Raw genomic sequence first — 11945 nt, forward strand, 5'->3', positions numbered from 1 at the left:
GGGTAACCTAGCGCAGAATGATTTTGGCATCACGCTCTAGCTGCTGCACAAAGCTATTTTGCATACGATAGCTCTGCTCTTCTTGTAAAGCTAAGCTAAGCTGACTTACTTCTGCTTCGTTACTAGACAACTCACCTTGAGTTACCTGGTGCAACTCAATAATCACTGAATCACCATTGATTAGGCTAAGGCTAGTGGTTGGCTTGGCTAGACTTAAACGAAAAGCTGCTTGATTGATATCAGCTAAAACTTGAGAAGCATTGCGTGTAGCTTTGTTGACTGACTGCCAATCGCCCGCCACTTCTTCTTGAGCTTGAAGTTTATCTAGCTGCTGTTGGGCAAGCTTACTAACTAGTTCGCTAGCTTTTTGCTGTTTGAGTTCTGCTGTTACTGCCTCACTCACTTCTTCAAGTGCTTGCTGCTCTTGTGGCTGGTAGGTTTCACGGCCGGCAATTAAATAACGACCATCCGCTAGTGCTAGGGGTTGGGTTAACCAGCCATCTTTTATAAGGTCATCAGCAAAAATAGCTTTACTAACTTTAGACTCAGCCCAAATGCCTTTTAACTTGCCTCTAACTAACCAATCACTGAGCTGAACCTCTAGGTCGGCTGCCTCAGCAACACTGGCTAGGTTATCTGAACTAAAGCTTAGGTTGGTTAGTTCTTCTAGTTTTTCGCTGGTTGCATTGCGTAGCGGTTGCGCTATTACTCGCTCAACCAATTCTGGACGCAGTGTTTCAAAAGCAGGCAGTTCAGGCTCTTGTTTATCGGTAAGCTGAATAAGGTGTAAACCAAACTCTGTTTCAATTACGTTTGATAGGTCACCCGGTTGTTCTAGGGCAAATAAAGCTTCTTCAAAGCTAGCATTTAAACTACCTGCCTGAATACGACCCAGTTTACCGCCTTGTTTGGCAGTAGCGATATCTTCAGATACTTCTGCCGCTTGGGTTGCAAAGTCTGCACCCGCTTGAATTTTTTCTTTTACTGCCTCTAGGCGCTCTTGAGCTTGTTGCTTTTCTGCTGCCGTAGAATAAGTAAGTAGGATATGGGCTGCTGAATAATCACTTTGTTGATTTTGCAGGCTGCTGATGTAGCGCTCGTATTCAGCCTTCAGCTCTGCTTCGCTAGGATTAAACTGCTTGGCCAGCTGGCTAGGATCAAAAATCAAATAGTTAAGTCTTAGCTGTTCGGGGGTTTGAAAATTTTGTGCCTGTTGCTGATAAAAATTTTCAATTTCTTCAGGCGTTACTTCTACCTGACTTAAATAGCTTTGGGTAGGAATAATTTTGTAACGGTAGTCGCGTTTTTGCCCAATTAACAGCTGAAACTCCTCCACTTCGTTGGCAAGTATAAATTCACTAGCCGACAAACCACCTAGAAGCTGTTGGGCTAAAATATCTTGTTTTAACTGGGCTCTAAAAGCTTGAGGCGACAAACCTTGCTGAGCAATAAGCTGAGAGAACCTGTCTTGCTGAAAGCGGCCTTCTTCGTCTTGAAAAGAGCTAATGCGTACTATCTGCCTTTCTAGCTGACGGTCACCCACCTGCATATTGAGCTGCTGTACTTTTTGCTGAACGAGCTGCTCTTGAATGATTTGGTTCAGAGCAAATTGACGCAGTAAATTCATATCTAGCTGGTCGGTATCGATTTGACCTTGCTGCTGCAGCTGTCGCATTTGCTGTTGAGCGACCTGGTCAACCTGAAACTGGCTGATTGATTCACTGTTTACTTTCGCCACTTCATTGGGATCACCACGCATGGCAGTGAAGAGTGAATCCATTCCCCATAAGGAGAAGGCAATGGCTATTAAACCTACTAAAAAGTAGGCAACTATTCCTTTGGATCTTTCTCTAATTTTTACCAGCATGTAGCTCTCAATTCAGGCAAAGGTTATTGGATATCGTTTAATGGTGGATTATAGCTTTTTGATAAAAAAAACGCACCTAGTCGGTGCGCTTTGATGTGTCGTCTGATTTAAAATCAGTTAACAGCGTCTTTTAGACCCTTACCTGCTTTAAAGCTAGGTACTCTGGCAGCTTTAATAGTAATTGGCAGACCAGTCTTAGGGTTACGACCTTGACGTTCTGCACGATCTTTAACACTAAAAGTACCGAAGCCAACTAAAGAAACACTGTCACCCTGCTGTAGTGCTTCGCTTACGGCATCAATTAAGGCATCAAGCGCACGGCCTGCAGATGCTTTAGGAAGATCTGCTTTAGTTGCTATTGCATCAATTAGTTCTGATTTATTCACACTTCCACCCCTTTTTTTGGTTTTAACACGCTTCTGTTCCATAAAGATTTGGCTCAAGGTCCAGAATGCAAGGTTTACTACTTATATTAAATTAACCATACGGCCGGTATCTTAGCCTTTAATATAACCGTATGGAAATACCTAAAAGCAATTATTTAGGATTTTAATGCGTTCCGGGCCGTAATTCTGCATTTTTTTCGTCTGCAAGTGTCGCTACCTTGGCTGGCAAAGGTGTTGGTATGGCTTCTAAAGCAATATCGAGCACTTGATCTATCCATTCTACTGGCACTATTTCTAAAGGACCTTTGATGCTGTCAGGAATTTCTTTAAGGTCTCTTTCGTTGTCTTGAGGAATTAAAACGGTTTTAATTCCCCCACGACGCGCTGCCAGTAGTTTTTCTTTTAAACCACCAATCTGCATCACTTCGCCACGCAGGTTGATTTCACCAGTCATAGCTACGTCTGCACGAACAGGAATACCCGTAAATGCTGATACTAATGCAGTACACATGCTGATACCAGCACTAGGGCCATCTTTGGGTGTGGCACCTTCGGGTGCGTGAATATGAATGTCTTGCTTTTCAAATTCTGCTGGGTCTATGCCTAAGCTTTGACTACGGCTACGCACCACTGTAAGCGCTGCCTGTATGGACTCTTGCATAACATCGCCTAGGGAGCCTGTTCTAACTAATTTGGCTTTACCCGGCATAATAGCGGCTTCTATACTCAGCAGCTCACCACCTACGCTTGTCCAGGCTAAACCGGTCACACGACCCACCTGATTATCTGCATCAGCTAAGCCGTACTTGTACTTACGCACACCTAGGTATTTCTCTATTGCTGCGGCATCAATTTTAACAGGGGCTTCTGCTTTACCTTCGCCCAGCTCACGCACAACCTTACGACAAACACGCGTAATTTGCCTTTCTAGCTCTCGCACCCCAGCTTCACGGCTAAAGTAGCGAATAATTTCTAGTAGGGCTTCTGGAGTAAACTCGGCTTCTTTAGCTTTAAGGCCTGAGTTTTCCATCTGCTTAGGTACTAGGTAGCGCTCGGCTATATTACTTTTTTCGTCTTCGGTGTAGCCAGGCAGGCGCACCACTTCCATACGGTCTAACAAGGGCGCAGGAATGTTCATTGAGTTGGCGGTACAAATAAACATGACTTCAGATAAGTCATAGTCTACTTCTAGGTAGTGGTCATTAAATTTGCTGTTTTGTTCTGGGTCTAACACTTCTAGCAGTGCAGAAGAAGGGTCTCCACGGTGATCCATACCCATCTTGTCGATTTCGTCTAACAAGAAGAGCGGGTTTTTAACCCCCACTTTGGAGATTTTTTGAACCAGCTTACCTGGCATGGAGCCAATATAAGTACGGCGATGACCTCTAATTTCTGCTTCGTCTCTTACGCCACCCAAAGCCATGCGTACATATTTGCGGTTAACAGCGCGAGCTATAGACTGACCTAAAGAGGTTTTACCTACCCCTGGTGGGCCTACAAGGCAAAGCACTGAGCCTTTAATTTTTTTAACCCTTTGCTGAACAGCTAGGTAGTCTAAAATGCGCTCTTTAACTTCTTCTAAACCATAATGGTCAGCATCAAGTATTTCGCTGGCTTTTTTAAGGTCTATGCTGGCTCTAGAGCGTTTTTTCCACGGCAGGCTTACCATCCAGTCCAGGTAACCGCGTACAACGGTTGCCTCGGCTGAGGTGGGTGACATCATTTTTAACTTGTTCAGCTCGGTGGCGGCTTTTTCTTTGGCTTCTGCGGGCATTCCAGCCGTTTCAATTTTTTTGGTAAGCTGATCAATTTCGTTACCGCTATTGTCTAGATCACCCATTTCTTTTTGAATGGCTTTCATCTGCTCATTCAAATAATACTCGCGCTGGGTTTTTTCCATTTGCTGCTTTACTCGCGCACGAATGCGCTTTTCAACTTGCAGCAGGTCTATTTCTTCTTCTATTTTGGTCATGAGGCGTTCAATACGCTCACGAACCTTGTCTAGCTCTAAGAGTTGCTGTTTATCTTTGACGCTTAACAGCATGTGTGCAGAGATGGTGTCAACCATGCGGGTTGGATCAGCAATGCTTTCTAGGCTGGTAACGACTTCTGCGGGTACTTTTTTAGACAGCTTAACGTACTGCTCAAACTGGCCTAACAATACACGCGTTAAAACTTCTTGTTCGCGCTCGGTCAGTATTTCGCTTTCTAGCGGCTGACCTTCTGCCATAACATAGTTAACAGCTTCACCTTCCTCATTGGTGCTGTCTTGATAATAAACACGCGTAATTTTTGCGCGGTGACTACCTTCAATAAGCACTTTCACTGTGCCGTCTGGCAAGCGCAATAATTGTAAAATATTGGCTTCTGTTCCTATGCTGTAAAGATCTTCGAGTTCTGGATCATCTTTTTCAGCATCTTTTTGAGCCAGTAAAAATACTTTTTTGTCTTCTGCCATAGCGGCTTCAAGCGCATGGATAGATTTTTCACGCCCCACAAAGAGTGGAATGACCATCTGTGGGTAGACCACTACATCCCTGAGGGGCAATAAGGGCAGCTCTGTTGGAGCGAGCAAATTTGTTTCTGTTAGCTGCGACATTGCAGTGGACCTCTTAAATTTCAATTCGGCTTATTTCATTCTAAAAAATAGATATGGAGGCTAAAAGCCAAGAAAAAAAGGGCACTCGGCCCTTTTTTTATAACTTCTTGATTTAATGATGAGTTTTTTAGTTAATCGGGTTAGCAGCTAACTGTTCTAAATCATCATTTTCATAAAGTAGCAGCGGTTTAGCTTCACCTTCAACCACTTTTTCATCCACTACGGCTTTAATAACCTGCTTAAGTGATGGTATTTCATACATGGTATCTAGCAAAATGCTTTCCATAATAGAACGCAAACCACGCGCACCGGTTTTACGTTCTAAGGCTTTTTTCGCTATAGCACGCAGGGCTTCTTCACGGAACTCTAACTCGACACCTTCCATCTCAAATAGCTGACCATACTGCTTGGTTAACGCATTTTTTGGCTCAGTTAATATTTGAATTAAAGCATCTTCGTCTAGGTGGGTTAGCGTAGCGACTACGGGTAGACGACCAATAAACTCTGGAATTAAGCCAAAGCGTACTAAATCTTCTGGCTCTACTTCTAGTAGCGCTTCACCTAAAGCTTCATCTTCTTTTTTGCTTTTGATTTCTGCACTAAAGCCTATGCCGCCTTTTTCAGTACGGGCACGAATAACTTTATCTAGGCCAGCAAAAGCTCCACCACAGATAAACAGCATATTACTGGTATCTACCTGTAGAAATTCTTGCTGAGGGTGCTTACGGCCACCCTGAGGTGGAACGGAGGCAACCGTACCTTCAATCAGTTTAAGCAAGGCTTGCTGTACACCTTCACCCGACACATCACGAGTGATGGATGGGTTATCTGATTTACGTGAAATTTTGTCTATTTCATCTATGTAGATAATACCGCGCTCTGCACGCTCAACATCGTAATCACATTTCTGCAGTAGTTTTTGAATGATGTTTTCTACGTCTTCACCCACATAACCGGCTTCGGTAAGGGTGGTGGCATCTGCCATAGTAAAGGGTACATTCAACATACGCGCTAAGGTTTCTGCTAACAGTGTTTTACCCGAACCTGTAGGGCCTATGAGCAGAATATTACTTTTACCTAGCTCTACTGACTGGTCAGTTTTTAGCTGTGACTTAAGGCGCTTGTAGTGATTATAAACTGCTACAGCTAGCACCATTTTGGCGCGATCTTGGCCTATAACGTAGTCGTCTAGCTGCTCTCGAATTTCTTTAGGCACTGGAAGCTTTTCATTTTCTTCTTCGAGTATTTCTTCTTGAAATTCATTGCTAACTATATCGGTACAGAGGCTTACGCAGTCATCACATATATAAACAGATGGGCCTGCAATAAGCTTTCTTACTTCGTCTTGGCTTTTACCGCAGAAGGAACAGTATAGAAGCTTTTCTTTACTTTTTTTGCCGTCGGCCATTATTTACCCCGTTGTCTTCAAAACTTGCCCTATATAAGCCTGCTTGAATTTATTTGCAGGCTATATAAGTTTATTCTGGACGTTTATCTAATACTGCATCGATTAAGCCATAGTTTACTGCTGCTTCACCGTCCATAAAGTTATCGCGGTCAGTATCTTTGGCAATGGTCTTAATGTTTTGACCTGTGTGCAGTGCTAAAAGTTTATTTAACTTGTCACGTATGCCAAGAATTTCACGGGTATGAATTTCTATATCTGAGGCTTGCCCTTGGAAACCACCTAAAGGTTGGTGAATCATCATGCGTGAGTTAGGTAAGCAAAAACGCTTTCCTTTGGTGCCACCAGCTAGTAAAAATGCACCCATACTAGCCGCTTGACCAATACACATGGTTGATACGTTAGGCTTAATAAATTGCATGGTGTCATAAATAGACATGCCTGCAGTAACTGAGCCACCAGGTGAGTTGATATAAAGGTGAATGTCTTTATCTGGATTTTCAGACTCTAAAAATAGCATCTGCGCCACAATTAGGTTAGCCATGTAATCTTCTACTTGCCCAACAAGGAAAATTACGCGTTCTTTTAGGAGGCGCGAGTAGATATCGTAGGAGCGTTCACCACGAGCAGATTGCTCTACTACCATGGGTACTAGGCCACCTGCGTTTTGTATATCTGATTTATTAAACATTTTGCATCCCTAATTTACATAATGCCAACTAAACTAACCGAGGTTGAAGATAAATTCCACCAAGATTTAGCCTGAGTATAAAAAAAAGATCCGGCGTTTTGGCGCCGGATCAGTTTACAACGCTGTTTTTACTGCAACTTTTACTGCTGAGCAGGCATAGCTAGCTCTTTAAAAGTTTTGGTGACATCTGTCACTTCTGCTTCTGCTAAAAGCTTTTCAACTACCTGCTGCTCTAACGCTGCGCCTTCAACTTGACGTAGCATTTCAGGGTTGGTTTTGTAGTAATCAACCACTTTTTGCGGTTCTTGATAAGACTGAGCCATTTCGTTCAGTAGCTCATCAACAATGGTTTGGTCTGCTTTAATTTCGTTCGCTTTAATGACTTCACCAACCAACAAACCTAAAACAACATTGTTTTTAGCTTGATCTTGGAATAAATCACCAGGAATTTGGCTGATATCAAAGTCTTCACCAAGGTTGTACTGTTGTGCCGCTTGGCGACGCAGGTTGTCGACTTCGTTTTCAACTAGCGCACCAGGTACTTCAATGGGGTTAGCTTTCATTAGTGCTTCAAAAACAGCTTGCTTGGTTGTGTTACGCAAGGCTTGCTTTAACTGAGCGCCCATGTTTTTGCGTACTTCTTTACGGAAGGCTTCTTCACCGCCTTCACTAACACCAAACTGAGTGAAAAATTCTTCGTTTAGCTCGGGTAGCTCTTGTGCTTTAACAGCATTAACTTTGCACTTAAAGGTAGCTGCTTTACCAGCCAAGTTGGCTGCTTGGTAATCTTCTGGGAAGCTTACTTCGACTTCTTTATCTTCACCTGCTTTGCTACCAACTAGCTGATCTTCAAAACCTGGTATAAAAGAGCTAGAGCCGAGTACTAGGTCGTAGCTTTCGCCTTTACCGCCTTCAAAAGCTTCGCCATCAATAAAGCCTTCAAAATCGATATTAACCTGGTCGCCGGTTTCAGCTGCTTTGTCTGCATCTGCCCACTCAGCACGTTGCTTGCGTAGATCAACAATTAAATCTTCTAAATCTTGGTCATTAATTTCTGCAACAGGACGCTCTACTGTTTCGCCCTCTAAGCTTTTAAGTTCAATTTCTGGATAAACTTCAAAAGTTGCAGTGAATTCAAAAGGCTTGCCTGCTTCATTAGCAGCACCAGGTTCAATTTCTGGTGTGCCCGCTGGGTTTAGCTTTTCTTGTGTAACGGCTTCAATGAAGTTACTGCGCATGAGTTCCGAAAGAACATCTTGACGTACACCTTCACCAAAACGACGCTTAATAACACTCATTGGCACCTTACCTGGGCGGTAACCATCTACCTTAGCCTTGCGTGCGGTGTCTTTAAGGCGTGCTTCAACAGCGGTATCTACCTGCTCTGCTGGTACCTGAATAGTTACTCGACGCTCCAGCGCGGAAGTCGTTTCTACGGAAACTTGCATGGACAATCCTCGTTAAACATTTCTTGGTGTTTTATTAAATGGTTTTATCTAAGTGAATAGTAAGCAAAGGGGGGATTTTAAGAGTTACTGTCGCTTGCAGCAAGCCTTAATGCAAAAAAGGCACCCTTTAAGGATGCCTTTTTTAAAATCTGGGGTGAACGATGGGGCTCGAACCCACGACCGCTGGAGTCACAATCCAGAGCTCTACCAACTGAGCTACGCTCACCATCAAAAACTTATTCGCAAATAGTTTCTTACCACTACAGAGCGCTTTGGCGCGCCCAGCAGGAATCGAACCTGCAACCTACGCCTTAGAAGGGCGTTGCTCTATCCGATTGAGCTATAGGCGCATTGGGTGATTATTGCCTGCATGTAGAAGCTTGAAATAAGTGGTCGGGGTAGAGGGATTCGAACCCCCGACATCCTGCTCCCAAAGCAGGCGCGCTACCAGACTGCGCTATACCCCGACTTATTTCTACTACTTGCATTAACTAGGTTGCTTCTCGCTGTTTCTTGGAAGTCCCGATCAATGTGGAGCGCATTATAGGGCATATTTAAAAACCGTCAAGCCTTTTTTGAAATTATTTTCTAAAACAGCAGCTTAGTGAGTAATTTACCTAGCTGGGCGAACAAAATCCTTGTCAGCATTCCTCTTAGCCCTAAGTCATGCGACAATAGCTTATCTCGTCTAGTTATGGAAATTTAAGTTTAAATGAGCGCCCAATTAATAGATGGCAAACAAGTTGCCCTAAACCTTCGTGAAGCAGTCGCTAAAAAAATAAGCCAACACTTAAATGCAGGTCAGCGTAATCCTGCTTTAGCAGTTATTTTAGTCGGTGCCGACCCTGCCTCTGAAGTCTATGTTCGTAATAAGCACTTGGCCTGTGAAAAAGCAGGTGTTACTTCTCATTCTTTTAGCTTAGATGCGACAACCAGCCAAACAGATTTAGAAAACCTAATTGACCAGTTAAATGAAGATGCCCAGATAGACGGTATCCTTTTACAGCTTCCTCTACCTAAGCACCTTAATCCTAATCCTTTATTAGAGCGTATTCGTCCTGAAAAAGATGTAGATGGCTTTCACCCCTTTAACCTAGGTCGCCTTGCTCAACGCCAACCCCTGCTTCGCCCTTGTACACCTAAAGGCATAATGACGCTCTTAGAAGGCTTAAACCTTGATTTACATGGCTTAAAAGCCACGATAGTGGGTGCTTCTAATATAGTAGGCCGCCCCATGGCATTAGAGCTGCTTTTGGCTGGCTGCACCATTACAGTTACTCACCGCTTTACTAAAGACCTAGCAGCAGAAGTGGCTCAGGCAGACATTATTGTTGTGGGTGTTGGTATTCCCGGCCTTGTTAAAGGAGAGTGGATTAAGCCTGGCGCAGTGGTTATTGATGTTGGCATCAATCGTCTAGATAATGGCACTTTGGTGGGCGATGTTGAGTTTGCTCCTGCTGCTGAACGTGCCGCTTGGATCACTCCCGTACCTGGCGGTGTTGGCCCTATGACGGTAGCAACCTTATTAGAAAATACCCTACAAGCCTATGAATTAGCTTTAGGCCTAAATTAGGAATCGATATGACCCAAGCTGCTAAAAGAATTCTGCTCGTTGATGACAGCCGTGTTGCACGTTTAACTCTGCAACATTTAATTAAGCTGACTGATGCAACGGCAGAAATAACTCAAGCTGCTAACGGTGATGAGGCTTTAGCTGTTTTTCAACCTAATGCCTTCGATTTAGCCTTATTAGACTTTAATATGCCCGGAATTGACGGCTTAGAACTAGGCCAGTTAATTCGTGAACAAGACAAAAAAATTCATCTCGTGTTAGTAACTGCCAACATTCAAGACACCATAGTGACCCGAGCTAAAAATATGGGCATAGGTTTTCTTGGCAAACCCGTTGACTCTGAGCAGCTAGCTAACCTACTAAAGAGTTAAATCATGATTAACGCTTTCAACCAAGATCAACAAGATACCATTGTTGAGTTAATGAATATTGGTGTTGGTCGCGCTGCATCTTCTTTATCTAAGCTAGTGCATGATGAGGTTTTGCTCTCAGTACCTAAAGTGGACTTTGTTGATATTGCAACGGCTGAAACTCACTTTTCTGAATTACTGCCCTCAGCTTTAGCCGGTGTCACCCAAGCCTTCGAGGGTTTTGTGAGTGGCAAGGCAGCATTAATTTTTCCTGAAGAGCGTAGTTTAGAGTTAGTTAGACTCATAGTGGGCGATGAACTGTCTGCCATCGAAATATCAGAGTTAGAGCAAGACACCCTTGCCGAGCTGGGCAATATCATATTAAATTCCTGCTTAGCAACGCTAGCCAATATTTTACAGCGAGAAATTAAAACGTCTTTACCTGAAGCTTATACAGGCAACTGCCATAATATTTTAAGGCGACTATGTGACCGTGATGACTCCTTAATTATGCTAGTGCAAGTTGATTTTTCTTTAAGTCAACGTGAACTAAAAGGTTATTTAGCCTTCATTATAGACTTGCACTCAGCTAGCGGTTTTCGTACTGCTTTAAATGAATACCTAGAAAAGCTGCTTAGCTGATTGCTTTGCCAAAAAATGGAAGTTAAGTTCAGATGCCCTTGCAAGAAGACTTTAAAAACCTAGTTAACTTATTAGATATTGGCGTTATTGTTCTAGGTGAAAATCATAAAACCTTGCTTTGGAATCCTTTTATTGCACGCATTACTGGTGTTGAAAAAGACTTAGCTTTAGGTCGCTCACTAGAAGATATTTTTAATTCCTCCTTAGACCCAGCTTTAACTGACGCTATAGATCAATGCATAGAAATTGGGCTTGCAAGGCGCCTATCACATCAACTGCATCCTAATTTGCTTCCGCTTTTTCAGCTTAATAATCAGCAGCCCTTACACCACTCTATTCTTGTGCAGCCGGTCATCTATCAAAAACAACCGGCTTGTTTATTACAAATTGCTGATGTAACCAGCACCGTAAGACGTGAACAACATTTACGTTCTGCTATGGAGCAGGTGCGCTACTTAGCTCAACATGATAGTTTAACCGGTTTAGCTAACCGTTCCTTACTGGTGATAGAGCTACAAAAACTCTATGACCTGGTCACTCAAGATCAACAACCTTTCGCCTTACTATTTATTGATTTAGATGGTTTTAAACTGGTTAATGACCGTCATGGGCATGAAGCTGGCGATAACGTGCTTCAAGTTTTAGCCAGGCGCTTACAAACTAGCCTAGATAATTTTAGTCATAATTCAGGCTTAGCAGCTCGTCTAGGTGGCGATGAAATGGTTGCATTAATACCTAATGTTTCTAACAGTGACCAACTGTTTGAGTTTGCTAGTCATCTTTGTGATGTCTTAGCTGAACCACTTGAGTGGCAAGGACAAAAACTACAAGTGGGCGCAAGCATAGGTATTGCGCTAGGTCCTCAACAGGGTAATTCACCCAAAGCACTCATGAAGAGTGCAGACAACGCTATGTATTTGGCTAAAGCCCAAGGCAAAGGCCAAGCTATGCGTGCATTAAATACTTAACTACTCCTTATTAAAG

The 11945-nt window shown here is 43.2% G+C and carries 10 protein-coding genes and 3 tRNA genes; 4 read left to right on the top strand and 9 right to left on the bottom strand.

Annotated elements, in window-relative coordinates; genetic code table 11:
* Window positions 1-7: 7 nt before the first annotated feature.
* From BP27_RS0108410 to BP27_RS0108450, 9 genes are all read right to left on the bottom strand, one after another.
* Window positions 8-1867, bottom strand: a complete 1860-nt coding sequence (locus BP27_RS0108410; protein WP_027851174.1) for a SurA N-terminal domain-containing protein — start codon at window positions 1865-1867, stop codon at window positions 8-10.
* Between the two features lie 113 nt (window positions 1868-1980).
* Window positions 1981-2295, bottom strand: a complete 315-nt coding sequence (locus BP27_RS0108415) for an HU family DNA-binding protein (protein WP_160169829.1) — start codon at window positions 2293-2295, stop codon at window positions 1981-1983.
* Window positions 2296-2416: 121 nt separating this feature from the next.
* Window positions 2417-4852 (bottom strand): endopeptidase La, encoded by a 2436-nt coding sequence (lon, locus tag BP27_RS15745; RefSeq protein WP_051610468.1) that lies wholly within the window; start codon window positions 4850-4852, stop codon window positions 2417-2419.
* A 127-nt stretch (window positions 4853-4979) separates the two neighbouring features.
* Entirely contained in the window at window positions 4980-6260 is a 1281-nt protein-coding gene (gene clpX / locus BP27_RS0108425; RefSeq protein WP_027851176.1) for an ATP-dependent Clp protease ATP-binding subunit ClpX, read from the bottom strand.
* A gap of 70 nt (window positions 6261-6330) precedes the next feature.
* Window positions 6331-6948 carry an ATP-dependent Clp endopeptidase proteolytic subunit ClpP gene (gene clpP / locus BP27_RS0108430; protein ID WP_027851177.1) on the bottom strand — a complete coding sequence of 206 codons (618 nt, stop codon included), beginning with the start codon at window positions 6946-6948 and terminating at the stop codon, window positions 6331-6333.
* Between the two features lie 140 nt (window positions 6949-7088).
* Window positions 7089-8396, bottom strand: coding sequence for a trigger factor (tig, locus tag BP27_RS15750; RefSeq protein ID WP_036239852.1), 1308 nt, complete (start codon window positions 8394-8396; stop codon window positions 7089-7091).
* A 150-nt stretch (window positions 8397-8546) separates the two neighbouring features.
* Window positions 8547-8622, bottom strand: a tRNA-His gene (locus tag BP27_RS0108440).
* 47 nt (window positions 8623-8669) lie between these two features.
* Window positions 8670-8746 (bottom strand) — tRNA-Arg (locus BP27_RS0108445).
* A gap of 40 nt (window positions 8747-8786) precedes the next feature.
* A tRNA-Pro gene (locus BP27_RS0108450) sits at window positions 8787-8863 on the bottom strand.
* A 245-nt stretch (window positions 8864-9108) separates the two neighbouring features.
* Here BP27_RS0108450 and folD point away from each other — a divergent pair.
* The 4 genes from folD to BP27_RS0108470 are packed head-to-tail and all read left to right on the top strand — an operon-like array spanning window position 9109 to window position 11929.
* The gene (gene folD, locus BP27_RS0108455) at window positions 9109-9969 is read left to right on the top strand and encodes a bifunctional methylenetetrahydrofolate dehydrogenase/methenyltetrahydrofolate cyclohydrolase FolD (RefSeq protein WP_027851178.1); all 861 of its coding nucleotides are present in this window, start codon (window positions 9109-9111) and stop codon (window positions 9967-9969) included.
* Between the two features lie 8 nt (window positions 9970-9977).
* The gene (locus BP27_RS0108460) at window positions 9978-10340 is read left to right on the top strand and encodes a response regulator (RefSeq protein ID WP_027851179.1); all 363 of its coding nucleotides are present in this window, start codon (window positions 9978-9980) and stop codon (window positions 10338-10340) included.
* A 3-nt stretch (window positions 10341-10343) separates the two neighbouring features.
* Window positions 10344-10961 carry a chemotaxis protein CheX gene (locus BP27_RS0108465; RefSeq protein WP_027851180.1) on the top strand — a complete coding sequence of 206 codons (618 nt, stop codon included), beginning with the start codon at window positions 10344-10346 and terminating at the stop codon, window positions 10959-10961.
* 32 nt (window positions 10962-10993) lie between these two features.
* Complete coding sequence (locus BP27_RS0108470) at window positions 10994-11929, top strand: diguanylate cyclase domain-containing protein (RefSeq protein ID WP_027851181.1); 936 nt, start codon at window positions 10994-10996, stop codon at window positions 11927-11929.
* Window positions 11930-11945 lie beyond the last annotated feature (16 nt).

The organism is Marinospirillum insulare DSM 21763, from assembly GCF_000686905.1.
In the GTDB taxonomy this organism is placed as follows: Bacteria; Pseudomonadota; Gammaproteobacteria; order Pseudomonadales; family Halomonadaceae; genus Marinospirillum; species Marinospirillum insulare.